The organism is Rhodoluna lacicola, assembly GCF_000699505.1.
Taxonomy (GTDB): domain Bacteria; phylum Actinomycetota; class Actinomycetes; order Actinomycetales; family Microbacteriaceae; genus Rhodoluna; species Rhodoluna lacicola.
Window position 1 is genome coordinate 1304048 of sequence record NZ_CP007490.1, and the last position, 25027, is coordinate 1329074.

A 25027-nucleotide genomic window follows, 5' to 3' on the forward strand; every position below is an offset into this window, starting at 1 on the left:
ATAAATTGTCCCCCGTGTCGCACTTTTTGAAAGATTTTTGGGACTATTTTTTGCGCCGCTTGGCCAATAACCAAGCGGAAATCGCTGCCGACAAAACAAGAAAAAACAGAATCGGTAGCCAGGTTGATGGCTGCTCGATTATGTCCCCCACTCCAGCTGGACGATCTGGTTTATTGGGTGATTTGGAATCAATGTCGGTTGTGTCAACCGGATCGGCATCTTCAAAGTTTTCTATGCCATCACCATCAATGTCCGGATCCTTGCCATTCACCAGACCATCGCCATCGATGTCTGGGTCCTTGTTGTTTTCAATGCCATCACCGTCCGTATCAACGATTTCGCTGGTCACTTGAAATACCTGTACAAACTTGGCCGAGTCAGCAACCGTGGCCGCTTGGGCGGGTGCAACGCTGAAAGCACCGGCCAAAAGCGAAAGCAGCAGGGCCAGAACAATTACGATCGCGCCAAGGCGAATGACTTTATCTCGGCGCAATTAGAGCTTCCACTTGGCCATGATTTGGTCCAAAAGCTCTTGGGTGGACTGCCCAATGTGCTCTTTTTCCAGTGCGGGCAAATCTTGTACAATTTTCTCAGATTCGGTCATTTCGGCCTTTTTGCGAGAGCGCTTTGCCGGTTCCGGCTGCTTTGGAATGTGTGGCACTCCCTCGGCGACATCCAGCAGCTCGGTGAAGAGATCGTAAGGCAGGATAACTGCCTGTGGTTTGCGGTGACTGCCAAAGACAATTGGTCTGGCCTCGGTACCCAGGGTCTTGTATTCGGCGACTCTTGTGGTGAGTTCGGCTCGGGCAATCGAGGTTGCCTGAACCCCGTCTTCGGCAAGGATTAGGCGCAACTGAGCGATGTTTAACATGCCCTTAGCCTATTATGTACAAATTGCTATTTGCAACGACACGCAGGCTTTTTCTGCGCACAATCTCTCAAAATTGCAGCAATTCTGGAACGCGTCGGCTAGTCCTTCGCCGAAGGAGACGGGCTTGGGCTGGCAACCGGCGCTGCTGTGATCGCCAGCTTGCCCTCTGGGGCCACCGGCATCAGCTCAACCCAGGTGTTTCCAGGTGCCAACAGCACCGGGGCACCGGCGGCATCAACTAGGGCAATCGGCGCTGTTGCCGAGGTTTTAGACCAGGTGGCCTCAACATACTTGCCGCCGGTAAATACCCAGGCCTTGCCGCTGTCTACCATCACGGTCTTGGGAATGTTGCCGTACTTTCGGTCGAGGTAGCTGCGATCGATTCGAACCTGCAAAACAACAACGTTTGTGGTTGCCACCTGTGCACCGTCTAACTTGTCCATCAGCGGTTTGCCGTCCTGAGTGCGCAGCCACTTGCCACCGTCTGAGGATGGAGTCCAAAGCGCCGAAGCCTGCGGGAACTTGACCTCAAACTTGGTCACTGCGGCGCCTGAAGCGCCAGCCGAAGAAGTTTGTACATCTTTTGCAAATTTGAACTGTTCAGCCGGTGGGGCCAACTCCGGGTGGTCGGCAGCCAACTTTTGCACGTTCACAATTACGTTGTGCGGAGCAACTCTCTCTGAGCTGCGGCTAAACGTGCCCTTACCCTGCTCTGTGGTTTCAGAGGCCACAAAGACCGGTGCCTGGTTGATCATGTTCACGAAGACGGCCTGGCCGCCACTAAAACAAACGATTCCGCCAAACGGGCTCAAAATATCGGGGTCCATTGGGCGAATCGAGCGAACCGGGCCAATCGCATCCGGCTGAGTTGAGTGCCAAATTGCCACCAGACGGGTTAGCCCACCCTCAACCATCTCGTCAAAGACGATATCGGTGCTATTTAGGCCCGATTGAGGGCGCGGGGCCTCTGATCCGTTGTCAATTTTGCAAGCCACTGATGGCTTCTTGAGCTGCAGGGCCGCCGGGGTGGTCTCTTCGTATTGCATGCCGGTGAGCGGGGCGGTCACGTAAACCGGTTCTGGCTCGGCCGGGACCAGCGGATTCACCACGGCCCCACCGGCACAGCCGCTCAGCGCAACTGCGCCAATTGATGAAATAAGTAGGGCTCTTGCAGCTGTTCCAAAGTTCATGCCACGAGTTTATGCCCGACGGCGCTACTTATTGGTAGGGACCACCGAATTGCTCAGCGGCGAATCCACACTGGACGAGGTGGCGTTGCTGGCCACCACGGTGAAGGCATAGGTCACGCCGGCTCGCAGCTTGAGCACCGCGGTGGTTGCGTTGGCCGCCACCCTAAGTGTGCCCACCACATTGCCGCCTGCCCAGACGCGCACGGTCTGCGAAACCAAGGGGTTCAAGCTGTTGTCAGCCTGCACCCAGGTCACGGTTGCGGCTCGCTTGCCGGCAACTGCAGACACCGATACCGGCGCCGCCGGCGCCTTGGCCACCGGAATTCCGATTCCGGCAGGGTTTGCGTACAGCAACGCATTTACCGTGCCGGCTGGAAGTGAACTGATTACGTCTTTGGTGGCGGCATCGGTAAGGGCCAAGGCCACAATATTTGGCTGTTGGAATCCGCCAGCCAAGAGCAATGCGGCTACGCCAGCTACGTGTGGGGATGCCATTGAGGTTCCGCTTAGCACCGCTGTTGCAGTGTCGCCGGTGAACCAGGCGGCGTTGATTGCCGATCCCGGTGCAGCCAGATCAACGCAGGATCCAAAGTTGCTGTAGCTGGCGAAAGTATCGGTGTTGGTGGTTGCAGCCACGGTAATCGCCCCAGAGACACGAGCTGGCGAACTTGTACAAGAATCTACTTTTGAGTTTCCAGCGGCGGCAACCACGGTAATTCCCCGGTTAATCAGCGAGTTAACGGCCGCATCAAGGGATGAGTTTGCCCCGCCACCAAGGCTCATGTTCACCACGGCAGGGGTGCCATCAACGTGCTGGCCGGCAATCCAGTCCAGGCCGGCAATCACGCCAGAAATACTGCCGGAGCCATCGCAGCCAAGCACGCGAACGGGAATCAAAGTGGCGGCCTTGGCCACGCCGTAGTTCGTACCCGCGGCAATTGAGGAAACGTGGGTTCCGTGGCCGTTACAGTCCTCAGTGCCGTTGGTGTCAGTGATTGACGAGTAGCCGGCGCTCACTCGACCGGTGAATTCTGCGTGGCTGGAGCGAATTCCGGTGTCAACCACGTAAATCTGCACCCCAGAGCCGTTGCTGCTGTAGCTGTAGGAGCTAGAAAGCGGCAGCGCGGTCTGGTCAATTCGGTCAATTCCCCAGGCAGCCGGGCTGATCTGGGTCTCGGTGGCGGTGACCTCGGCGTCCTCGGTGATTGAGGCCACGGTGCCGCGCTTGGCAAAGGCGGCGCGCTGTTTATCGGTCAATCCGGCCACCACGCCCTTGAAAACCTTGCTGAACTGCTTGCCTACGGTGGCCTTGGCCGAGCGAAGGGCTGAAATCTCGTTGCCAGGGTCAGCCGCCTCATTAAAGCGAATGATGTACTGAACCTTATTGCCGTTGTCCTTGAGTTCGGCCGCCTTGGCCAGGGCAGCGGCCTTCTTCTGGGCGCCGGTTAACTTGACCGGGTTGCCAAAGGTGGCTTTGCCCTCGGCGGTTACCGGCTTTCCGGTGGCATCGTTCTTGGCGTTGACAAAATCTTTGCTGATGTCTGAAGGCTTGCCGGTTTCGGCCGGTTTATTGGTGCCAACCGGGTCTCCAGAGGCAACTGGCTTGCCCGAGTCAACCGGCTTGCCGGTTACTTTATCGGTGTTGGAATCTGTGTTGATTACCAGCGGGGTGCCTGGCTTGCCGTTGCCCAGCATTCCGTTGCCCGGGTTTGTGTCTGGCTTGGCCGCATTGGCAAGGTTGGCGCCGGTCAACACCAGGGTTGCAACAGCACAGGAAGCAAGAAAAACACCGATTTTTGTACGCATATTCGAATTCTACGCTCATGCAAAAGCGGTCAAAAGTAATTCACAGGCAACTTTCACCGGGGGCCAGCCACTTGCCTAGACTTGAGCGCATGAAGGTTCTAGTCACCGGCGGCGCCGGCTACATTGGCAGTCACGTTGTACGCATGTTGCAGGAGCGCGGTGACCAGGTGGTCGTGGTTGACGACATGTCGGAGGGAGTTCGCGCCCGACTCGGCGACACCAAGTTGGTCCAGCTGGATCTGGCCGCCCCAGAGGCCTTTGAGATTTTGAAAAACCTTTTCAACACCGATGCCATCGACGCAGTAGTCCACTTTGCCGCCCGCAAGAAGGTAGGCGAATCAGTTGAGAAGCCCGAGTGGTACTTTTCGCAGAACATTGGCGGCATGGCCAACCTAATGGGCGCGATGCGCGAGGCCGGCTTGAACAAACTGGTTTTCTCTTCATCGGCCGCCACCTACGGCATGCCAGATGTTCCAGCGGTAACTGAAGACACCGTTTGCAAGCCAATCAACCCATACGGCGAAACCAAGTTGGTTGGTGAGTGGATGGTTGATGCCGCTGCCGCTGCCTGGGGTCTTCGCGGTGTGAACCTGCGCTACTTCAACGTGGCTGGAGCCGGTTGGCCAGACCTTGCCGACACCGCAGTGGCAAACCTGGTGCCGATTGTTTTTGCAGCGATTCGTTCCGGAAATACTCCAAAGGTTTACGGCAACGAATACGCCACCGATGACGGCTCTTGCGTGCGCGACTACGTGCACGTGCACGATTTGGCCAGCGCTCACCTTGCGGCAATTGATTACTTAAATACCGATACCCGACCGCACACCACCTTCAACGTTGGCACTGGCAAGGGATCAAGTGTTTTTGAAGTGATCGAAGAAATCAAAAAAGTTTCTGGCATTGATTTCAAAGAAGAGGTTGTTGATCGACGCGCAGGTGATCCACCATACCTATGCGCTGATGTTTCTCGGATCAAAAATGTTTTGGGTTGGTCTGCAAAGCATGATCTGCACGACATCGTTGAGTCGGCATGGGCTGCTGCTCAGTAGTCAAATATTTTTGCGCTAGATAACTTCGTTGGCGCGAGCCAAGTCTTCGGCGAAGTCAACTTCAACCGCGTAGAGATCACTGATGTCTACCGCCTTGAATTTGGCTTCGCGGTTGGCAATCGCCAACTCGAGTCCGCGTTCAAAATAATCCTGATCGGCAACCTCATCTAGGCGCTTGATTACCGCAGCCTTGTCAGTTGACGAAACAAAGTTGATGCCAACCGCCTCTCCGAGCCCGCCAACCACAGTCTTCGAAAGCTCCGCAACAAAACCATCTGCATCAAGCGTGTATTTGACTTCTTCATCGGCAACTGATGAGTGGTTCACCACCACGAAGGATTCATCGGTGTTGATCATTGGCGTCACCCGGCGCAAAACTTCTGGGTCAAAAACCACGTCACCGTTCATCCACAGCACTCCGCCGTCGCCAGAGGCACGAAGCGCACGGAGCAAACTCTTTGAGGTGTTGGTCTGGTCGTAGGCCTCGTTGTAAACGTAGGTTGCCTCAGGGAAGCGCTCGATGATTGCCTCAAGTTTGAATCCCACCACGGTGGTCAGGCGGTAGTCAGCGCCAAAGGCGGTTTTTAGGTTGTCAACCTGCTGCTGCATGATTGAGCGACCATCTTTTAGCTCTGTCAGCGGCTTCGGCAACGGGCGGCTGAGGCGAGTGCCCATGCCCGCGGCAAGAATAACGACCTGAATTGACATACGCCCAGCCTAATCGCCCGCTTCGCGGCGGGCCCTACTTTGCGCCAAAGACAGCAGCAATTACGCGGGCGGTAGCCTTTCCGTCCTCTAGCGAATTGAACTTTTGCTGCCAGGCTTTGTAGGCCTTGCCGTACTGCTTGGCCACTTCATTGATGTTCTCTAGCGCAGCAATAACCTCGGCGGTGGTGTGGCAAATTGGTCCAGGTGCCTCGGCAACGAAATCAAAATAGAAACCACGATCTGCAACATACTTATCGATATCTGGGGTCAAGAAAATCATTGGCTTGCCCGTGATTGCAAAATCAAACATCACCGATGAATAATCCGTGATCAAAACATCAGCGGCCAAATAAAGCTCTGTAATGTCTGGGTAATCGGTGACATCAATTGCGCCGTTCGCGGTTTTTGAATTGTGCGCGTCAAGAGTCATGCTGTGGCCGCGATACATCAACTGAAAACCCTTAGGCATTTTGGTGGCCGCATCAATGTGGTTCACGGTTTGCAAAGTTCCAATTGCATTGCGATTGGTGTCGCGCCAGGTTGGTGCGTACAAAACCAGCTGAGTCTGCGCGCTCTTAACGCCAAGTTGCTTGCGTACCCGATTGCGAACTGCAACGCGCTCATCCGCACTTGCACTGAGTCTGTCATTGCGCGGGTAACCAACCTCAAGAGTGTTGCCTGATCCGTTTTTAATCGGAAAACCAAAGGACGATGCAAAACACTTGGTTGCATAGGCACTTGGTGAAATTAGGTAATCCCAGGCGGCAGCCTCTTTGCGCATTGTGCTGAGGTACTGAGCAGAAACTTTTCCGGCTTCAATGTCTCGCACCAAACGCTTTAGCGGAGTACCGTGCCAAGTCTGCAAATAAATCTGGCCAGAAACTTTTTTAAAATACCAAGGGAAGGCGGAATTGTTCACCAGGAATTTGGCAGTTGCTAAAACTTTTAGCCATTCGCGCGAACCGTACTTCAAACCGGTTGAACCCTGTGGCGCTTGAACCCCCGGCTTCACGGTCCAAAAGAACTCCAAGTCAGGTCGCGAAATTTTCAGTGCATTGAAAATATCCAGCGGGCTATCGCCAATTACTTTTCCGTCGAACGCCTCAAACAAAACCGCGTTACGAAGTTGCACACCATCTACAGGCCGATACAGAGCACTGCGAATCAAATCGTTCTTGCGGCGGCGAAGAGCACCGATGATTCGTGCCGGTGTGTAGGTCACTTGGACACTCGACTCTTATCGACGATTCCAAAGGCGCTAAAGAAGTAGCCGCGCCAAAAGCCAATGCCCCAAGAGAAGTGCATGGTTGGCAGTGCAATCAGTAGCGCGACCCGTGACTTGAGCGACAAGTTCTGGGCGGTGGATGCCAAAAAGGCAACGCCAAGCAGGTAAACCGCGGCTGGCAAAATGCCAAACCACTGCCCCGCGGCCAACCAGTAAAAGCCCATGGCAACCGCGCCAACCAGCACCGGTGGAATCCAGTAGCGCAAGCTGGCACCCGATGCATTTCTGCGAGTCAAATCACCGCGCCAAATTCCAGTTGAAAGGAATTGCTTTGACAGCTTGCTCCAGGTGCCGCGTGGCCAGTAGGTGACCTTGAGCTCTGGGCTAAACCAAACCAAACCGCCGGTCTTCTTGATGCGCTGAGCTAGATCCCAGTCCTCGCCGCGCACGATGGTCTCGTCGTAGCCACCCACTCGCTCCAGTGCGCTCTTCTGAAAAATACCCAGGTAGGCGCTCTCGGCCTCACCCTCGTCGCCGCCAACGTGAAACTTTGCGCCGCCAATGCCAAAGCGTGAGGTGTAGGCCCAGGCCACGGCTTTTTGAAACGCGCTGGTGCCTTTTGCGTCCATGATTCCGCCGAGCAGGTCGGCCTTTTTATCCAGCAAGATTCTTACGCCGTTTTCTAAATACCCGGCCGCCGGTTCACTGTGGGCATCAATTCGCACAATAATGGAGTGCTTGCTTTGACGCACGGCCTCGTTGAGTCCAACCGTGGTCAGGCCACGTGGGTTATCAATTAAACGAATTCGCTTGTCTGCCTTGGCCAGCTCGGCGGCAATCTGATTGGTGTTGTCGCGAGATGGCCCCAGGGCCAACAAGACCTCAATGTCACCAGAATATTTCTGACTGAGCACACTGTTTACGGCGGCGGCCAAATGATTCTGCTCATTCAAAACAGGAATGATGACTGAAATCGCCGGAGCTTTTTTAGCAGCAGGCATAGTTACTCGGAAATCTCGTCCATGTACTGGGTGTATGCGCCAACAACCTTCTTTGGGTCACCATCCATGCGAATCAAACCCTTTTCCAACCAGATAACTCGGTTGCAGGTTTCCAAGATCGACTCCATTGCGTGACTGACCAAAAAGACGGTGCCAGCGTTTTCACGCAACTGACGCATGCGTGCCTCTGAACGGTTCTGGAATTGCTTGTCACCTACCGATAGCGCCTCGTCAACAATCAAGATGTCGTGATCGCGATGCGCTGCAATTGCAAACTTAAGTCTTGCTGCCATGCCCGATGAATAGGTGCGCATCGGCAGATCAATGAATTCCTCTAGGCCGGCGAACTTAGCGATTTCGTCTACTGCGTTCTCCATGTCTTTGCGGCTCTCACCCATGGCCATGCCGCCAAGCAGAATGTTGCGCTCACCAGAAATATTCGGCAGAAGTGCTCCACCAACGCCAAGCAGGGTTGGTCGAGCGATTGCGTAGACGCTACCGCCGTCAATTGGGGTGAGTCCAGAAATCGCGCGAAGCAGAGTTGATTTGCCAGAACCGTTGGAACCAATGATGCCGATTGATTCACCCTCGTAAACCGTGAAGCTAACACCCTTTACCGCGTGGACCTCGCGCAGGTTTGAAGTCTTCGAAAAGATTCCGTTCTTGCCTTGACCGCGGGTTACTCGCTTACCCGATGCGTAAACCTTGTAGATGACGTGCACGTCATCTACGATTACCACCGGTTTGCGTTCAGCCTGCTTGGTGGTTGCCTTCTTAGTCGCGACCATGCTGTTAGTCCCGCCCGTATTCTTCTTCGGCTTTCCAGAAGAAAATGCTGCCGAATATAAAAGTAGCGAAGGCCCAAATAATGCAGGCAATCCAGATGTCAGTTTCCATGGTGTAGCCCTGCACCAAGGCTCCGCGAGCAATCTCGATGTAGTCATAAACCGGATTCAACTTTGCGATTGCCAAAGCCTGCGGGTAGTTGGCTAGCACCGCGTCAACGCTGAAGAAAATTCCAGACGTGTAAAAGAAGATGCGAGTCACAAATGGCAACAGCTTGCTTAGGTCGCGAACCTGCGCGGTGAGGCGGGCGGCAATCATCGCTAGACCGGCAGCAAACATGGTCATAAGAAACAGAATTGGAATTAGCGCCAACCAACTCCAGGTGATTTCACGCTGGATGATCAAGAGCGTGACCAACAAAATGCCCAGCTGTGGCAGCAGGTTAACGAACTGCGTGATCACGGTAGAGATTGGCAACAGGGCACGAGGAAAACTCAAACTTCTAACCAACCCGGAGTTGCTGGTGATTGAAGAAGCTCCGCTGTAAAAACTGCCAGACAGGAAAGAGAACAAAAATACGCCGGTGAATAGAAACGGCAAGAAGTTATCTGGTCGGCTGTCGCCAAGAATTACACCAAAGATCAATCCGTAGGTGGCCGCCTGAATAGTTGGCAACAAAATGTTCCACCACTTGCCCAAACGGTTTCTGGCGTTGGCGGCTTCGTTAGAAAAAGTTGAGAGGGCAACTGCAAAGTCTTTGCGCTGCCAGGTTTCTGCGATGTAGTTGAAAAACGACGGACGCGCACCCATGCGCTTTAGTCCGTGCTCGGCAGCGTAGGCTGCTAGATTTTCCTGACTCACCCGTTCAGTTTATCGGTGTGGTTAAAGAAAAGGTCCCGGCATCGCTGCCGGGACCTTCGCTAACTAATACGTTATTAGTTCTTTGAACCAATACCCTTTGCAACGATTACTGCTAGAGCGGTAACAACGGTACCGATAGCGATTGCAAGGATGTAGGTTAGTGGGCTGCTCACTAGTGGGAACACGAAGATACCACCGTGAGGAGCGCGAAGCTCGTTACCGAAGATAGCTACTAGAGCACCGGTAACACCTGAACCAAGCATGATTGATGGAATCACGCGTGCTGGGTCAGCAGCTGCGAAAGGAATTGCACCTTCAGAGATGAATGATGCACCTAGAAGCCATGCAGCCTTACCGTTTTCGCGCTCTGAGTCAGAGAACTGGTTCTTACGTAGAACGGTTGCAAGTGCAAGACCTAGAGGAGGAGTCATACCGGTTGCCATAACAATCGCCATGATTACGAACTCAGGTGCTGAAGCAACTGCACCAGCTGCTGCAAGACCGGTCACACCAAAGGTGTAAGCAACCTTGTTTACTGGGCCACCCATGTCGAATGCCATCATCAGACCGATAACGATACCTACAACTACAACACCTGCAGTTGATAGGCCAGCTAGCCATGAGGTTAGACCTGAAGCAAGAGCTGAGATTGGGGTCTTTAGAACTAGAACCATTGCGAAACCAGTTACTAGAGATGAAAGAAGTGGGTTAACCACAACTGGCATAACAGGCTTGATCCAGTTAGCTACAGGCCAACGTGAAATCCACAGTGCTACGAAACCAGCGATGAAACCACCAAGGATTGCACCAAGGAATCCAGTACCGGTACCTAGTGGGTTACCGTCTAGACCAGTTGCAAGCGCACCTGCAACGAAACCTGGAGCAAGACCTGGACGGTCAGCGATTGCGTACGCAATGTAGCCAGCAAGTACTGGTACGAAGAATGCGAATGCTGCCTTACCTAGCCAGAAGATGATGAATGCCCAGTTACCAACGTTCAATAGGTTGAAACCGGTGATCTTGCCATCAGCGTCTACTGGAACTGACATCTTTGCTGCGTCATATGCGTGGATACCATCGGTACCCGCTGCTACTGCACCAAACAAGAAGCCAAGAGCGATAAGAATACCGCCGGCTGCTACGAATGGAATCATGTGTGAAACACCGGTCATCAGCCATTGGCGGATGCGTGTTCCTGTACTTACGTTGCTCACTATTCGTCTCCTAATAGTTCTCTAATTGGATTTTTGTTTACTACTTTTTTCCGAAGAGGCCTCCGAGGAAGCCGCCCTTCTTCTCTGAAGCAGGCTTTGGGGCCTTCTCCGTTTTCTCTGCAGCCGGGGCCGCAGAAGAACCTTCGCCAACCTTCTTTGCGGTGCCGTTTTCAATCGACTCCAACAACTGGTTGATCAAAGCTTGTGCGCCGTGCATTGCTTTCGCAACTGGCACCTCAAGGTAAGGCTTGCCGTTGAAACGGTCACGGTCCTTCACCTGTAGATCCACGGCAAAAATTACAGCGTCAGCAGCGTCAATCTCTGCTTGCTTGAATGGGTTTGAACCAGCAGAACCCTGGGTCTCAACTTTTACGTCGTGACCCAACTTCTTACCAGCCTGCTCAAGTGCTTCGGCTGCCATGTAGGTGTGTGCAATTCCGGTGATGCATGAAGTTACGCAAACGATTTTTGCCATTTTATTTTTGTACCTCTCGAGTAACGGTCTCTGCAATTGATGCAGCACTCTTGTCCGCGCGCAATGCGTCACGGAATTCTTCGTGCATCACTTTACGTGCCAGCGCTGCAAGGATTTCTAGGTGCGCGCTCTCGCCAGAGGCTGGAGCGGCAATCAAAAAGATTAGGTGCGATGGGCCGTCGTCGGCACCAAAGTCGATTCCCTTTTCAGTTGTCGCTACGGCAACTGACGGAATGGTTACTAAGTCACTCTGAGCGTGTGGAATGGCAATGCCACCCTCAATTCCGGTTGGAAAGTGTTCTTCACGAGCGGCAACGGCAGCTAGATAGCCCTCGATCTCGGTGATGCGGCCTGCGGCCAATAGGCGCTCAGCCAAGAGGCGGGTGGCCTCTTCTTTGGTCGATGCCTCAATGTCGACAATTACGATGTCGGCGGTGGTTACTGCGTTTGACAAACTGCTCCTTTTTTGAAGCTCTGTTCGAGCTCGTGTCATTTACCGTACACAGGCTTTTCTCAGTCTTTTGGTAAATTTTGGTAAAAGATGCGAGAAAGTTACGTTTTTCCTTTGTAGATACCCTACAAAGTAATCGTTTACATTCCGCCCAGCCCAAAACCGGTTCCCAGACACCGATATCGGTGTTTTGGGTCAAATTGGGCAGCATTTTCCGACCCGGTAGCCATAAATTGCACCGTATATAGAAGTGGTGGCATTATTAGAAGGCTCCCGAGCGATGAGGCTCAGGTCCCCCATAAATCCCTAAATAAATGGAGAACTCCTGATGTCTGTATTTAGCCACGAAGTTGAGGTCCTAGACCCAATCGGCCTGCACGCTCGCCCAGCCAGCCAGATCACCAAGCTGGTCAAAGAATCTGAATTAAATGTTGAAATTGGCCGCCCAGGCGAAGAATTCGTCAAGGCCAAGTCAGCGCTGATGCTGATGAGCCTAAAAATCAAGACCGGCGAAAAGCTGACCTTGACTGTTGAGACCGATGACGAAGCCAAGGCTGCCGACATCGCCGCTCAGATCCAAGAGTTCTTGAAGGGCTAATCAATTGTCTCTAGCAGCAGGCGCCGTCCTTTCAGGTTTGGGCGTTGGCCTGAACTCAGCCGTTGGTGAAGTTTTTGTTGTAAAGCCACAGGCACCACTTCCAGAGTGGAGCAAATCTTCAAAGTCAGCAGCAGAAGAAACCGCTGATCTAAAAACCGCAATTGCAAACGTTTCCGCATCGCTTGCAGCACTTGGCGAACGTGCGGGCGGAACCAGTGCCGAAATTTTCGAAGCGCTTACCTTTCTTCTAGAAGACGAAGAGCTTCTTGAACTAGCAGAATCACACATCGAAGAAGGTTGGACTGCGGCGGCCGCTTACGGAAAAGCCGTAGACACTTTTGCGGAACTACTTGGTGGCGACGCAGATTTTGATGAGCGCGTAAAAGATCTTCAAGATCTTTCAAAGCGTGTGCAGGCAGACATTGCCGGAATTGAAATGGCCCTTGCTCTTCCAGAGATTGGACGTTTGGTTTTGGTTGGTGAAGATTTTTCACCGGCAGACACCGCGCAATTTACTAAAGCTGTTGTTGGCGTGATCACTCTTAAGGGTGGGCCAACTTCACACACCGCAATCATTTGTCGTTCGCGTTCTATTCCGGCGGTTGTTTCTTGTGGTGCTGCAGCATCACTTAACAACGGCGACACAGTTTTGGTTGACCCGGTTGGCGACCGAGTGCTATTTGGTGGCGACGAATCGCTTGCAACAAAAGCAATCACCTACATCGCGATTAACGATGAGCCAATCATTCCGGTTCGTGCCAACATCGGCACACTTGCCGATGCAGAAAACGCAACTTCAAAAACTGAAGCCGTTGGTGTTGGTTTGTTCCGCACTGAGCTGTTGTACCTGAATTCAAAGGTCGTACCAACAGTTGATGAGCAAGCCACCGAGTACGCGAGCATTCTTGCCGCCGCACCGCAGGGACCTATCGTGGTACGCACAATTGACGCGGGTTCTGACAAGCCGGTTCCGTTCTTGCACATGCCACACGAAGACAACCCGGCTCTTGGCGTTCGCGGTTTCCGCTTGATTCAAGACCACCGCGACTTCATTGAGGACCAGCTAAAGTCCCTTGAGATTGCGCGGGTGAAGACCGGCCGCGAGGTCTGGGTAATGGCACCAATGATTGCCACCGTTCAAGAAGCAAAGCAGTTCGCCGATCTTGCTCGCTCACTTGGTGGCTACAAGGTTGGCATCATGGTTGAGACACCATCAATCGCAGCACTGATTGATCAGCTGGCTGGGATTGTTGATTTTGTCTCGGTTGGTACCAACGACTTGTCGCAGTATCTTTTTGCAGCAGACCGAATGAACGCAAACCTTGGCGCACTTGCCAACCACTGGCAGCCAGGATTGATTCGCACACTCGCGCGAATTGCTGATGGCGCAGCCAAGGGCGGATTCAGCGTTGGTGTTTGTGGCGAGAGCGCATCAGACCCTGCGTTCGCAGTTGTGCTTGCCGGACTTGGCATCAACTCGGTTTCGGTTTCTGTTTCGCAAGTTGGTGCGGTGCGTGCATCACTTTCGGCACTTGATATTGCAAAAGCAAAAGAAGTTGCAAACAAGGTTCTGGTTGCAACTTCACCTGAGGCAGCAAAGGCTGCGGCGCTTGATGCACTCGCACAGCTCTAAAGTTTCTGTCATAGGTGCAGGCGCGGTTGGCGCTTCAATGGCCTACGCCATGTTGATTCGTGAATCAGCGCGCGAAGTTGTTCTGTATGACATAAACGAAAGCAAAGTTACCGCCGAGGTTTTAGATCTTGCACACGGCACGCAGTTCACCGGCTCATCATCAATTTCTGGCGGTGCAGATATTTCTGCAACCGCAAATTCTGATGTAGTTGTGATCACCGCGGGTGCAAAACAAAATCCTGGTCAGACTCGATTAGAACTTGCCGGCGTTAACTTTGAAATTCTAAAGTCGCTGCTGCCGGATTTGCTTAGGTATTCTCCGGATGCAATTTTTGTTTTGGTGACTAACCCCTGCGATGTGTTGGCAACAGCTGCGCAAAAATTAACTGGTCTGCCAGCAAATCGAATTTTTAGCTCCGGTACCGTGCTGGATTCCTCCAGGCTGCGTTGGTTGCTTGCCGAAAAATTTGATGTCTCAACCGCAAACATCCACGCCAACATAATTGGCGAGCATGGCGACTCTGAATTTGCCCTTTGGTCTCAAGCCACGGTGGGCAATACCCCGCTGCTGGAATGGAAGTTGGCCGACGGCGGCACGCTGACCCGCGAGGCCCTTGACGAAATTGCCTATTCGGTGAAAACCGCCGCCTACAAGGTGATTGAAGGCAAAGGCGCCACAAATTTTGCCATCGGTTTATCGGGCGCTCGAATTGTTGAGGCAATCCTGAACGATGAGCACGCGATTTTGCCGATTAGTTCAGTTTTGACTGACTATCACGGCATTTCAGGCATTGCGATGTCGGTGCCCACCCTGGTAACCCGGCAGGGAGCCAGCCGAACCATAGATATTGCAATGGAACCGCACGAGCAGGCACTTTTTGAAGCTTCGGCGAGCGCCATTCGCAGCTCACTCGAGTCGCTAGCCCTGTAACGGCTACTTCCCTGTCAATAAAAGGGCGCTCGGGTAGGCTTGTCCCCTAGATACACGCTAATAAATAGGAGCCGTTTTGACCCCCAAAGAATTCACCGAGCGCGCCTGGAAATACGTACTGAAGCGCGGCAAGGTTCGTAGAGTCACCCTTCGCCTGAACAAACTAAGCGAAGACCTACTTCTTATGGGTCCAGACGACCTAAACGCCCAGTTGGTGCGCAAGCTTGAGCTTGGCACGAGCCTGGACGACATCTTGGTGGCCCACGTTCGTGAGGCCTATGCCAAGAAGCAGCGCATTAACACCCGCGCCCTATTGCAGCGGGTTTACGCTTCTGAGGGAACCCGGGTTGCCGGTGCCGTGGCCTTTGGTACTTTTCTATCGCTCGATGGTTTGCAGGCAGCTGCCTACGGTTACTTCAAAGAAGCCGGTGCTGATCTTTCAAAGAAGACCGCTACCTACGAATACTTTGACGCCTACCTAACCGTTAGCCCAAAGAAAGCTATCGCCGAAGTTGATGCGATTCTTGCCGACGCTGATTCCTACAGCAACGCATTCCGCCTGCAGGTTATCCGTGCAGCAATTAAGCACCAGCACACAGCAGACATTCGCAAGTGGGTAAGCGCGCTTGCAGCCGCCGAAAAGAAGAACAAGTCTCTCAATGAGGACCAGGCCTTTGAACTCAACTGGTGGGTAAAGATGCTTGCCGATGACGGCAGCCAGGCCAAGAACCTACCTAAGACCATCAACTTTGCAGTGATGGATTACAACATGCTTGATAACGCACGTTCATCTTCTAACCGCGGTGACTATGTGCAAACTCTTGCAGCGCTGTCAAACCTGCTGCGTTTTCAAAACATTGAATTTGTTGGCGGTTCAAAGCTTGCCAACTACCTAAAAGGGCTGCAGCCACGCATTCACAAGAAGCGTCGCATCAACGGTCTGGCACCGGTCAAGGTTCAACCGGTTGAAATGCACCGCGACTTTTCATCGGGCCGCGTTTACCCAAAGAACACCTGGTTGATTTCAAACGGTTGGTTCATGCACCGTGCCTACAAGGGAGCGGTTGACTTTCCGTACCCAGAGAACGTGAACCCAATCATGATCTCGTTCCACATTCAAGATGCCGGCGTTCTAAACAAAGAAGTTGCCGCACACCTAAAGAAACTAGGACCAATTGGTTGCCGCGACTGGACTACCGTTTACCGCTTGCGCGACTGGGGCGTACCAGCCTTCTTCAGTGGTTGTGTAACCACAACCGTTGGTCAGGTGCTACCTAAGGCTCGCCTTGCTGGAAAGATTCCAAAACTTGCTGTTGTTGAGGCCGGCACCAAGTGGATGCAGCTTAAGTACCTATTCATGTGGAAGTGGTGGTACATCCAGATTGGTGATTACGTTCGTGACTTCACCTTGGTTGAGGGTCTTGAGGATGCGCGCAAGATGCTGGCCAAGTATGCCTCTTACGGCAAGGTAATCACCAAGCGTCTGCACTGCTACCTACCGGCTCGTTCAATGGGCTTGCCAGTTGAGTTCGTTCCTTCAAAGCGCTCAGACGTGCGCTTCGAGGGTCTGCTTGATCTAGACAAGGAAGCATTCAACAAGATTCGCTCGGGACTAGAGCACAAGCTTGAGGTCATTCTTGGCCACATTCTTGATGGCAAGAGCTACGAAGAAGTTATGAAGCTCTGGGCTGAGCTAGTGGCCCCTGACGTTGCCTACGCAGAGGAATACTGCACCAAGCTTGAGCCAATCGGTAAGTCAGCTATTGACCTGCCAGAGACCTACAAGAAGTTCAAGTCACACGTGGTTGAACTTGGCAAGAACAAGTTTGGTAAAGATGCAATCAACATTGCCTTTGCCTGTGACCAGAACCTGCAAGATGAACTTGCTGTTGTGATTGCATCGGTTGAGCGCAACACCAAGCGCCAGATCAACGCTCACATTCTGACCCGTGGTTTGAAAGACGATTACTTCAAGAAGATTCACAAGTTGTTCCCAAAGATCAACTTCTTCTTCCACGACTTCAGTGATATTTCATACGGCTCAAACGTGAACCTAATGAAGCACATCACCGTCTCAACCTTTGACCGTCTGTTCCTACCTCGCGTGCTGGACAAGCTAGACAAGGTGCTTTACCTAGACGTTGACATTTTGGTTCGAGGCGATGTTGGCAAGTTGTACGACACCAAACTTGGCGACAAGGTATTCGCTGGTAAGAAGTCAGAGCTAGATGGCTGGGCAAGCTTGATTGACGTGATTACTCGCGTTAGTTTGTCACTGCCACCCAAGAAGGCTTGGGCGCTTCGCCGTCGTGCACACGCAACCGGCAAGTTGACCGCAGATACCTACAACGCGGGAATCTTGTTGATGAACCTAAAGAAGATGCGTGAAGAAAACTTCATCGAGAACAACCTGTACCTAGTTGAAGAGCTGCGCTTGAACGATCAGGACGTAATGAACTTCTACTCGGCTGGTCGAGCGTTGAACCTTGACGGTGACTGGAACTACGTGCCAACCCAGGACTACTCAAAAGATCCAAAGATTGTGCACTGGGCCGGTCCGGCTAAGCCTTGGAAGCCAGCCTTTGCACTTTACAAAGATGAGTTCCAGGCCATCGCTAAAGAACTGAAGGCAACCAAATAATGTTCAAGGCTCCTACTAAAGCAGTTATCCCGGTTGCCGGTCTTGGCACCCGATTCTTGCCGGCAACTAAGGCAATGCCCAAAGAGATGCTGCCTTTAGTAGATAAGCCTGTGATTCAGTACGTGGTTGAAGAAGCAGTGCGCTACGGACTCAACGACATTTTGTTTGTCACCGGCCGCGACAAGTACGCGCTAGAAAATCACTTTGACACCGCCGAGGCACTTGAAACTCGTCTTGAGGAAAAGGGTGACGAAAAAAAGCTAGCGCTAGTGCAGAAGCCAACCAACTTGGCCAACATTCACTACGTTCGTCAGGGTGGCGCCCAAGGTCTGGGCCACGCGGTTCACTGCGCAAAAACATTCACCGGCAACGAGCCGTTTGCTGTATTACTCGGCGACGACGTAATTGAGGAAACCTCACACCTACTTGAGCGGATGATTGAAGTCTTCGTTGAGACACAGTCATCGGTGGTGGCTTTGATTGAAGTACCCAACAGTGAGATTCACAAGTACGGCAGCGTAAAGCCCGCTGGTCAAAACGGTGATGTGATCACAGTTTCAGACTTTGTTGAAAAGCCAGCGCCAGAGGTTGCACCTTCTAACTACGCGGTGATTGGTCGCTACATTTTGCGCCCGGAGATCCTAGACATTATTGAGACCCTTGAGCCTGGCGCAGGTGGCGAGATTCAACTCACTGACGCTCTGGCAATCGCAGCTCGCGAGCCACAAAAGTACGGTGGCGTAGTTGGTGTTGTGTTTAGCGGTGAGCGCTACGACGCCGGCGACAAGCTTGAGTACCTAAAGGCAACTATTCAGCTAGCCCTGAAGCGCAAGGAACTGGGCACCGATCTGCTCAACTGGATGAAGACCTTCATCCAAGATAAATAAACGCGGCAATTAACACCGATGCCCGTTCCCAGGCTCGTGAATCAGTTATTACTTAAGTAGTCCGTCGAATAGCGCCCGGGCGCCAGGGATGTGCTTGTAAAGCGGAATATCGTGATTCCAAACGCGATCCTTGAACACTTCCATGTTGCGCTGGTTGGTTTTACCCATCACCATGCCAGCTTTGATCAGCCCCTGCATTTGGCGCAGCGCGGTAATTCGGTCGGCAAGTTTTTGGCTGTCATTAGTTTGCTGAGTAATTGACTTGGCGCCCTCGGTGCGCACCCGCCATAAGTAGACAGTCTCTGAAAGCACTGAGAATTTTGCGGCCCGAATATAGGCCTTGGTCATAAGTGCCATATCTTCAAAGTACAAACCCTCGGGGAAACTGAATTTATTTTGGCTGTAAAACTTGAAGTCAAAGAGCCGGTTCCAAGCGGTGACATCCAAAATTGCGTGTGGGTGTTCCAGCAACGTCGTCGATGCCAAGCTTCCAGTTGAGTTAGCAGCAAATCCCCTGCGGTCGAATACCGGACGGGTATCGCGACGCTTCAGACGGGTGACACCCTTCATGCGGGTGGTGTCACCAACAACAAAGTCAGCTCCGGTTTCAATGATTCGGCTCACCAGGTGCTTCAGTGCATCTGGAGCAAGGGCATCATCGCTGTCCAGGAACATTAGGTAATCGGTGTTTTCGATTGCGCGAACGCCTGCATTTCGCGCGGCACTGAGTCCGGCATTTTCTTGCTCAACAATGTGCAGGTTTAGTTTTTCTTGAAACTTACGAGCAACCGCTAGCGAGTTATCGGTGGAGCCGTCATTCACCAAAATCACATCTAAGTTTGGATAGTTCTGCGCGCAAACACTCTGCAGGCAAAGTGCAAGGTAGCGCTCAACGTTGTAGACCGGAATTACGATGGTTACCTTTGGCGTCACCGGCAGATCACTGAAAACCATCTTTGCGGCCGCGCGCTTTGAAACTTTGCGGGCAAACTTTGCCATCAACCAGGCGTCAGAAATCTTGGTCGCTACCGGAAGCGACAAAAAGTCATATCCCGCTTTCAAGATTGCGTTCACTTATATGAATGCTTTCTGGTGGCCAGCACCGATCCAACAACAACTAGCGGCATACCAATCAAAATACCAGTGGTGATTGGCTCACCCAACAGAACAATGCCAAGGAACACCGCAACCGCCATATTCATGTAGGTAACCAGGCTGGCGCGCGCAACATCGATTTCATTTAGAAGTCTGAAGAAAGCTACGAAGGCCAGCGAGGTACAGAATATTCCAAGGCCAAGCAACGAGCCCCAAGCTTCAACCGGTGGATTTGCAGCCAACTCCTTTGGCAGGCTGCCCAACGCAGGAATCGCGTAAACAATTGCCACCATCACCATTGCTAAACCGTTAATCGCAACGCCAGAGACATCGGGCATTTTTATGCGAGCAATTACCGGAGCAACCGAGTACCCGATGGCAGCCAAAATAACCATGCCCACGTGCGGCAGCGAAATGCTGCCATTGAAGGCGTCAATTCCCACCAGCAAAAGCACGCCGGTGAACCCGATGACCAAACCGGCCAAGGTGTTGCGGTGGGCAAGGGACTTATCGCCAAGGTAGAAGTAGCCAATAATCAGGCCAAAGAATGGCACGGTGGCAACAAGAAGTCCGGCAAGACCTGAATTGATGACTCGCTCTGACTCGGTGATTAGGAACCAGGGTCCAATCATTTCAAGTGCCGCGTAGGCAAGCACCCAGGGCCAGGCCCTAAGTGCCGGCAGCAGGGTCTTTCTGTGGATAGCTATTGGAATCAGCACCAGCGCACCAACCACAACGCGACTAAAGACGATTGTCCAGGTTGAGAAATCCTCAACCGCAACCCGAATAAATAGGTAAGGCATACCCCAGGCAACACCAACAACGAGGAAAAGGAATAGCGCCTTACGTGACATCCCTCCAGCCTAACTCACGCTTTACTGGCTAGATTTAGGGCATGAGTTCACCCGTTACCACACTTAGAACCTCGGCAATTATTCGTTTTGCCACTGCTTTCGCCATGCTGGGAAGCGTGATTTGGCAAATTTCTTCACGTGTTGCCAACAACGTGTTTAGACCGTGGGAATACTTCTCTTACTTCACGATTCAAACCAGCTTGATCGCAATCGTCACGCTTAGCGTTGCCGGTTGGTTTGCCTGGAATGGTCGCACAGAAACCCGAGTGTTGAATATTGTGCGTTTGTGCACAGTGACCTTCACGGTTGTGGTGACTTTGGTTTACAACCTGTTGCTTCGCGGTTTGCCAGATGCCGCCGCCGATGGCGACTATGTTTGGCCAGTATTGCCAAATGAAATTCTGCACGTTTGGGCAGCAATTTTTATGTTGATTGATTGGATACTTTCAAGTCGCCGCATCAACTTGCGCGTGCGCGCAATTTTTTGGGTGCTGGTATTCCCGCTGGTCTGGTTGGTCTACTCAATTATTCGCGGACTAATTGTTGACTGGTGGCCGTACTGGTTCATCAATCCAAATGAGCCAGCTGGAATTCCAGGAATGCTCAGCTACATTGTTGGAATTATGTTGTTCCTTTTGACGGTCGCAATTGGTTTAGTTGGATTGCAACGCATCACAGTGCGGGCATTTAGAAACTAAGAACTACAAGAACCCTTAGCTAAAGACCGGCTGCTTTGACATTAGCTCCTGAACCATTGGAATAACTTTTGTTCCATAAAGTTCAATTGAGTGCATCAACTTGCTGTGACTCATTGGGCCGTTGGCATATTTCAAATCAAATCGGTGAGCGCCAACTGATTCCAGCGCGTAAGCAATTTTCTTTGCAACAGTCTCTGCCGAGCCAACGTAAAGCGAACCGTACTGCACCTCGTGCAGGTAGTTTCCTTTTTGCACCGGTGGCCAACCGCGTTCGCGACCAATTCGGCCAAACGCAGCTTCGTATGCCGGCCACATTTCTTCGATAGCTTGTTCATCGGTGTCAGCAATGTGACCCGGTGAGTGAATGGAGATCGGACGGTGCGGTTTGTGCAGTTGATCAAGGGCGTCGTAGTAAAGCTTGGCGTAAGGAGCAAAGCGCGCTGGGTCACCACCGATAATCGCGAGCGCAAGATTTGCATCAAGTCGCGCTGCACGAATAACTGACTCGGGGCTACCGCCAACACCAACACGAAGCGGAATCTGACCGCGCTCCGTTTTTGGATAGACCTGTTGGTTGCGCAAAGTTGGGGTGTGCTTGCCGGTCCAGGTAATCGGACCTTCTTTGAGTAGCTCCACCAGCATCTCTAGTTTTTCTTCGAATAGATCTGCGTAGTCGCTCAGCTCGTAACCAAACAGCGGGAATGACTCGGTGAATGAGCCGCGGCCAGCGGTAATTTCTGCGCGGCCGTTGCTTAGCGCGTCTACGGTGGCGAACTGCTGATACACACGAATCGGGTCTTCGCTTGAAAGCACGACCACTCCGGAACCCAGGGTGATGTTTTTGGTGACCGTGGCCAAACCGGCCAGCACTGTGATTGGGGCGGATACCGCGTAGTCATCGCGGTGGTGCTCGCCAATATTGAAGCCGTTGATGCCGATTTCGTCGGCTAACTTGCCCTGCTCAATGATGTTGCGGATTGACTGGGCAGCGCTCTCGGGCACTCCGTTGTCGTCGTGGGTCACGTCGCCAAATGTGTCTAGGCCAAATTTGATGGTTTTCAGATCGATTGCGTTCACGAGTTAAGTAAACCCCATCTAGACAGTTTTATTCCAGTGTTTTCTGAAATTAGTTTGCTGATTTTTTTGGAGCCCACGCCCCAAGAACCAGGCAATCGGCAATACCCAGGCTATTCGGCCGCGGCCAGCTGCCCGCAAGCCCCGTCAATTTCTTTACCGCGGGTATCGCGCAGGGTGGTTGGTACTCCAGCCTTTTCTAGGCGGCGAACAAACTCGTTCTGAACGGCTGGCTCAGACGCCGTCCAGATAGACCCCGGGGTTGGGTTCAGCGGAATGGGGTTCACGTGCACCCAGCCCTTGCCCCGGGCGTTCAGCTTCTCGGCCAGCAGATCAGCACGCCAACCGTGATCGTTCATGTCTTTGATCAGGGCGTACTCAATTGAAACGCGGCGGCCGGTCTTGTCAAAGTATTCGCGGGCCGCATCCAGGGCCTCATCGACCTTCCACTTTGAGTTGATCGGAATCAGTTCGTCACGAAGTTCGTCATCGGGCGCGTGCAGTGAAAGAGCAAAGGTGACCGGCACGTTTTCATCGGCCAGTTTTTGAATCGCCGGCACTAGGCCAACGGTTGAAACGGTAATTCCGCGAGCGCTCATGCCAAGCCCCTCAGGCTGCGGGGCAACCATGGTTCGCACTGCCTTCATGACTCGGTCATAGTTGGCCAGCGGCTCACCCATTCCCATGAAGACGATGTTGGTTACGCGCTCTGGGGCGTCTTTCATCTTGGCCTTTGAGCCGCCAAGTTCGCCCTTGGCAATCACGGCGTTGGCGCGCACGATCTGGTCAACGATCTCGCCGGCTGACATGTTTCGGGTTAATCCCGCTTGTCCGGTAGCGCAAAACGGGCAGTTCATGCCGCAGCCAGCTTGGCTTGAAATGCATAGGGTGATTCTTCCGGTGTAACGCATCAACACCGATTCCACCAGCGCGCCATCGAATAGGCGCCAGAGGAACTTTATGGTGTCGCCGTTATCGGTTTGCAGCCTTTTGACCTCTGTCAACAGCGGCGGTAGAAGTGAACCAACCAATTCGGCGCGACCGGCAGCCGGCAGGTCAGTCATTTCGCTGGGGTCAGAGGTGTAGTGGGTGAAGTAGTGGGCCGCGATCTGCTTGGCGCGGAATGCCTGCACGCCGGCTTCTTTGAGGCGCTCGGCGCGCTCTTCGGCGGTTAGGTCAACTAGGTGAATTGGGGGCTTGCCGCGCTTTGGTTCGGCGAACATCAGCAGAGGCTTGCCGTCTGGGCCAAGTTTTTGCTTCCAGCCCTCTGTTTTAGGGCGAACTTGGATTAAATCAGACATGTATCAAGTCTAGGGAAAGCCACATATATAACAATTGGCTAAAGACTGTAAACGCTTACATTTTTCGGGTTAGCCTAGGTAAATCGATGAGTTTTGCGCCTGATTTGTGGCGCCCCGGCTATTAACAAAGAGGTTCAAAATGTCAGGTACCAGCATCCTGGTCTACGCCGAGCGCGTGGGCGGCAACCTGGGGGAAATAGAAAAGCTGCTGGCTGGTCCCCTGGCCGATTTTGATGGCATTCACGTGCTGCCGTTCTTTCACCCATATGACGGTGACGACGCCGGCTTTGACCCGATAGACCACACCATCGTCGACCCGCGCCTTGGCGACTGGTCAGACTTCAAGCGCATCTCGCAGACCCACGAGCTAACCGCTGATCTAATCGTGAACCACGCCTCTTATCTGTCACCTGAATTCAAAGACTGGCAAGAAAAGGGTGAGCAGTCAGAGTACGACGGCATGTTCCTAACCTTTGACGTGGTGTTCCCTAATGGTGGCACAGAGGAGGGCATCACTTCTTTCTATCGTCCGCGTCCGGGCATGCCATTTACCGCTTACGAGGTTGGCGGCAAGCGCCGTTTGGTTTGGACCACCTTCATGCCATCGCAGGTTGACATCGATATCAAGCACGATGCCGGCAAGGCCTACCTGGTTCGCATTCTTGAAGCGCTGAAGTCTGGTGGCGTAAAGGTTGTTCGTCTTGATGCAGTTGGTTATGCGGTTAAAACTCCGGGCACTGACTCATTCATGACCAAAGAGACTTTGGATTTCGTAAAAGAAATCTCAGAGTTGATTCACTCTTACGATATGCGAGTTTTGGTTGAGGTTCACGCGCACTACACCCAGCAGCTAGAGATCGCTCCGTTGGTTGATCTAATTTACGACTTCCAAACCGCGCCACTACTTTTGCACTCGCTATTTACCGGAACTGTTGATCGCCTTGGTGACTGGTTCAAGATTCGCCCAAACAACTGCTTGAACGTGCTTGACACTCACGACGGTTACGGCGTCATTGATGGCGGTCCAATTGGTGAGCGCCCAGGTTTGATTACCCAAGATGAAATGGCAAACATTTTCAAGGTGGCCGAAAAAAACACCGATGGTCACTCAGCAATAGCATCGGTGATCCCACAGTGGTTCACACTGCCACACCAGATCAATGCCACTCTGCCAAACATTGTTAAGAACGACACCGGCTATGTAATTATGCGTGCTGTGCAATTCTTCTTGCCGGGTGAGCCACAGGTTTACTACGTTGGTTTGTTCAACGGCATGGATGACCGCGATCTATTCGCTCGTTCAGGCCAGGGTCGCGACACCAACCGTCACAACTACACCCCTGCAGAAATTCAAGAGGCACTTCAGCAGCCGGTCACTCAGGCAATCATTGCGTTGGCACGCGTGCGCAAGCACGGCGCTTTCAACGGTGAATTCAGCTGGGGCATCATCGATGATCAGACCATGCGTCTTGAGTGGAAGAACGGCAACGATGTGTTGTCACTAGAGTTCAAGACCACAGTTGATGCACCAAGCTTTGTGATTGAGGCAACCACTGATGGCGGCGTGCGCCGCTTCAGCAGTGTTGAAGAACTAGCTAAGTACTAGGAACTTAGGGAAAAATCCCCGCCCGGCCAGCATCCCAAGGTGGGTAGCGGCAACGAGAGCTGAGCCAAACAC

Annotated in this window: 24 protein-coding genes; 8 read left to right on the forward strand and 16 right to left on the reverse strand. The window is 52.7% G+C overall.

Going from position 1 to position 25027, the window contains the following annotated elements; translation table 11 throughout:
* Positions 1-43 precede the first annotated feature (43 nt).
* The 4 genes from RHOLA_RS06355 to RHOLA_RS07150 form a co-directional block, all read right to left on the reverse strand.
* Positions 44-493, reverse strand: coding sequence for a hypothetical protein (locus tag RHOLA_RS06355; protein ID WP_038503243.1), 450 nt, complete (start codon positions 491-493; stop codon positions 44-46).
* Positions 494-871 carry a hypothetical protein gene (locus tag RHOLA_RS06360; protein ID WP_038503246.1) on the reverse strand — a complete coding sequence of 126 codons (378 nt, stop codon included), beginning with the start codon at positions 869-871 and terminating at the stop codon, positions 494-496.
* Positions 872-969: 98 nt separating this feature from the next.
* Positions 970-2061: a DUF3048 domain-containing protein gene (locus RHOLA_RS06365; RefSeq protein ID WP_051636351.1), complete on the reverse strand. Its 1092-nt coding sequence runs from the start codon at positions 2059-2061 to the stop codon at positions 970-972.
* Between the two features lie 24 nt (positions 2062-2085).
* Positions 2086-3867, reverse strand: coding sequence for a S8 family serine peptidase (locus tag RHOLA_RS07150; protein WP_051636352.1), 1782 nt, complete (start codon positions 3865-3867; stop codon positions 2086-2088).
* A gap of 89 nt (positions 3868-3956) precedes the next feature.
* On the opposite strand from RHOLA_RS07150, the gene galE reads away from it, so the two are divergent.
* Complete coding sequence (gene galE, locus RHOLA_RS06375; RefSeq protein ID WP_038503248.1) at positions 3957-4916, forward strand: UDP-glucose 4-epimerase GalE; 960 nt, start codon at positions 3957-3959, stop codon at positions 4914-4916.
* A 15-nt stretch (positions 4917-4931) separates the two neighbouring features.
* On the opposite strand, the gene RHOLA_RS06380 is transcribed toward galE, so the two are convergent.
* The 8 genes from RHOLA_RS06380 to RHOLA_RS06410 all read right to left on the reverse strand — a co-directional run bounded on the left by RHOLA_RS06380 (position 4932) and on the right by RHOLA_RS06410 (position 11640).
* On the reverse strand, positions 4932-5624 hold the full coding sequence (locus tag RHOLA_RS06380; RefSeq protein ID WP_038503251.1) for a phosphocholine cytidylyltransferase family protein: 693 nt from the start codon (positions 5622-5624) through the stop codon (positions 4932-4934).
* Between the two features lie 34 nt (positions 5625-5658).
* Positions 5659-6846 (reverse strand): CDP-glycerol glycerophosphotransferase family protein, encoded by a 1188-nt coding sequence (locus RHOLA_RS06385; protein WP_051636353.1) that lies wholly within the window; start codon positions 6844-6846, stop codon positions 5659-5661.
* On the reverse strand, positions 6843-7850 hold the full coding sequence (locus tag RHOLA_RS06390) for a glycosyltransferase family 2 protein (protein WP_038503254.1): 1008 nt from the start codon (positions 7848-7850) through the stop codon (positions 6843-6845). The genes RHOLA_RS06385 and RHOLA_RS06390 overlap by 4 nt, the downstream gene beginning before the upstream one ends.
* 2 nt (positions 7851-7852) lie before the next feature.
* Positions 7853-8638 (reverse strand): ABC transporter ATP-binding protein, encoded by a 786-nt coding sequence (locus RHOLA_RS06395; protein WP_051636354.1) that lies wholly within the window; start codon positions 8636-8638, stop codon positions 7853-7855.
* Positions 8639-8642: 4 nt separating this feature from the next.
* Positions 8643-9497, reverse strand: a complete 855-nt coding sequence (locus RHOLA_RS06400; protein ID WP_038503256.1) for an ABC transporter permease — start codon at positions 9495-9497, stop codon at positions 8643-8645.
* 74 nt (positions 9498-9571) lie between these two features.
* Entirely contained in the window at positions 9572-10711 is a 1140-nt protein-coding gene (locus RHOLA_RS06405; RefSeq protein ID WP_227818775.1) for a PTS fructose transporter subunit IIC, read from the reverse strand.
* A gap of 40 nt (positions 10712-10751) precedes the next feature.
* Positions 10752-11186: a PTS fructose transporter subunit IIB gene (locus RHOLA_RS07460; RefSeq protein WP_227818776.1), complete on the reverse strand. Its 435-nt coding sequence runs from the start codon at positions 11184-11186 to the stop codon at positions 10752-10754.
* A gap of 1 nt (position 11187) precedes the next feature.
* Positions 11188-11640: a PTS sugar transporter subunit IIA gene (locus RHOLA_RS06410; protein ID WP_038503258.1), complete on the reverse strand. Its 453-nt coding sequence runs from the start codon at positions 11638-11640 to the stop codon at positions 11188-11190.
* A gap of 325 nt (positions 11641-11965) precedes the next feature.
* Between RHOLA_RS06410 and RHOLA_RS06415 the strand changes: the two genes are divergently transcribed.
* The 5 genes from RHOLA_RS06415 to galU all read left to right on the forward strand — a co-directional run bounded on the left by RHOLA_RS06415 (position 11966) and on the right by galU (position 18327).
* Positions 11966-12235, forward strand: a complete 270-nt coding sequence (locus RHOLA_RS06415; RefSeq protein ID WP_038503261.1) for an HPr family phosphocarrier protein — start codon at positions 11966-11968, stop codon at positions 12233-12235.
* Between the two features lie 4 nt (positions 12236-12239).
* Entirely contained in the window at positions 12240-13868 is a 1629-nt protein-coding gene (locus RHOLA_RS06420) for a putative PEP-binding protein (RefSeq protein ID WP_038503265.1), read from the forward strand.
* Entirely contained in the window at positions 13849-14799 is a 951-nt protein-coding gene (locus tag RHOLA_RS06425; protein WP_038503267.1) for an L-lactate dehydrogenase, read from the forward strand. Before RHOLA_RS06420 ends, RHOLA_RS06425 begins: the two co-directional genes overlap by 20 nt.
* 76 nt (positions 14800-14875) lie before the next feature.
* Positions 14876-17440, forward strand: coding sequence for a glycosyltransferase (locus tag RHOLA_RS06430; protein WP_038503269.1), 2565 nt, complete (start codon positions 14876-14878; stop codon positions 17438-17440).
* Positions 17440-18327, forward strand: a complete 888-nt coding sequence (gene galU / locus RHOLA_RS06435) for a UTP--glucose-1-phosphate uridylyltransferase GalU (RefSeq protein WP_038503273.1) — start codon at positions 17440-17442, stop codon at positions 18325-18327. The genes RHOLA_RS06430 and galU overlap by 1 nt, the downstream gene beginning before the upstream one ends.
* 48 nt (positions 18328-18375) lie before the next feature.
* Here the strand turns inward: galU and RHOLA_RS06440 are convergent, their stop codons facing one another.
* Both RHOLA_RS06440 and RHOLA_RS06445 read right to left on the reverse strand, forming a co-directional pair.
* Positions 18376-19401, reverse strand: a complete 1026-nt coding sequence (locus tag RHOLA_RS06440; RefSeq protein WP_038503276.1) for a glycosyltransferase family 2 protein — start codon at positions 19399-19401, stop codon at positions 18376-18378.
* A complete protein-coding gene (locus tag RHOLA_RS06445) occupies positions 19398-20276 on the reverse strand; it encodes a DMT family transporter (protein ID WP_038503279.1) in 879 nt (292 codons plus the stop codon). Before RHOLA_RS06445 ends, RHOLA_RS06440 begins: the two co-directional genes overlap by 4 nt.
* Before the next feature lie 41 nt (positions 20277-20317).
* Between RHOLA_RS06445 and RHOLA_RS06450 the strand changes: the two genes are divergently transcribed.
* Entirely contained in the window at positions 20318-20974 is a 657-nt protein-coding gene (locus RHOLA_RS06450; protein ID WP_051636356.1) for a Pr6Pr family membrane protein, read from the forward strand.
* 15 nt (positions 20975-20989) lie between these two features.
* Here RHOLA_RS06450 and RHOLA_RS06455 read toward each other — a convergent pair whose 3' ends face one another.
* Together RHOLA_RS06455 and rlmN are read right to left on the reverse strand one after the other, a co-directional pair.
* Positions 20990-22051 carry an LLM class flavin-dependent oxidoreductase gene (locus RHOLA_RS06455; RefSeq protein WP_227818777.1) on the reverse strand — a complete coding sequence of 354 codons (1062 nt, stop codon included), beginning with the start codon at positions 22049-22051 and terminating at the stop codon, positions 20990-20992.
* A gap of 110 nt (positions 22052-22161) precedes the next feature.
* Positions 22162-23349: a dual-specificity RNA methyltransferase RlmN gene (gene rlmN / locus RHOLA_RS06460; protein ID WP_038503280.1), complete on the reverse strand. Its 1188-nt coding sequence runs from the start codon at positions 23347-23349 to the stop codon at positions 22162-22164.
* 139 nt (positions 23350-23488) lie between these two features.
* Between rlmN and RHOLA_RS06465 the strand changes: the two genes are divergently transcribed.
* On the forward strand, positions 23489-24955 hold the full coding sequence (locus tag RHOLA_RS06465; RefSeq protein ID WP_051636357.1) for an alpha-amylase family glycosyl hydrolase: 1467 nt from the start codon (positions 23489-23491) through the stop codon (positions 24953-24955).
* Positions 24956-25027: the final 72 nt, after the last annotated feature.

Excerpts from the sequence above, each read along its gene's own strand:
- galE (WP_038503248.1), top strand. The coding sequence starts at position 3,957 with ATGAAGGTTCTAGTCACCGGCGGCGCCGGCTACATTGGCAGTCACGTT.
- RHOLA_RS06425 (WP_038503267.1), top strand. The coding sequence starts at position 13,849 with ATGCACTCGCACAGCTCTAAAGTTTCTGTCATAGGTGCAGGCGCGGTT.
- RHOLA_RS06380 (WP_038503251.1), bottom strand. The coding sequence starts at position 5,624 with ATGTCAATTCAGGTCGTTATTCTTGCCGCGGGCATGGGCACTCGCCTC.
- RHOLA_RS06365 (WP_051636351.1), bottom strand. The coding sequence starts at position 2,061 with ATGAACTTTGGAACAGCTGCAAGAGCCCTACTTATTTCATCAATTGGC.
- RHOLA_RS07460 (WP_227818776.1), bottom strand. The coding sequence starts at position 11,186 with ATGGCAAAAATCGTTTGCGTAACTTCATGCATCACCGGAATTGCACAC.
- RHOLA_RS06360 (WP_038503246.1), bottom strand. The coding sequence starts at position 871 with ATGTTAAACATCGCTCAGTTGCGCCTAATCCTTGCCGAAGACGGGGTT.
- RHOLA_RS07150 (WP_051636352.1), bottom strand. The coding sequence starts at position 3,867 with ATGCGTACAAAAATCGGTGTTTTTCTTGCTTCCTGTGCTGTTGCAACC.
- RHOLA_RS06390 (WP_038503254.1), bottom strand. The coding sequence starts at position 7,850 with ATGCCTGCTGCTAAAAAAGCTCCGGCGATTTCAGTCATCATTCCTGTT.
- rlmN (WP_038503280.1), bottom strand. The coding sequence starts at position 23,349 with ATGTCTGATTTAATCCAAGTTCGCCCTAAAACAGAGGGCTGGAAGCAA.
- RHOLA_RS06465 (WP_051636357.1), top strand. The coding sequence starts at position 23,489 with ATGTCAGGTACCAGCATCCTGGTCTACGCCGAGCGCGTGGGCGGCAAC.
- RHOLA_RS06445 (WP_038503279.1), bottom strand. The coding sequence starts at position 20,276 with ATGTCACGTAAGGCGCTATTCCTTTTCCTCGTTGTTGGTGTTGCCTGG.
- RHOLA_RS06415 (WP_038503261.1), top strand. The coding sequence starts at position 11,966 with ATGTCTGTATTTAGCCACGAAGTTGAGGTCCTAGACCCAATCGGCCTG.
- RHOLA_RS06450 (WP_051636356.1), top strand. The coding sequence starts at position 20,318 with ATGAGTTCACCCGTTACCACACTTAGAACCTCGGCAATTATTCGTTTT.
- RHOLA_RS06395 (WP_051636354.1), bottom strand. The coding sequence starts at position 8,638 with ATGGTCGCGACTAAGAAGGCAACCACCAAGCAGGCTGAACGCAAACCG.
- galU (WP_038503273.1), top strand. The coding sequence starts at position 17,440 with ATGTTCAAGGCTCCTACTAAAGCAGTTATCCCGGTTGCCGGTCTTGGC.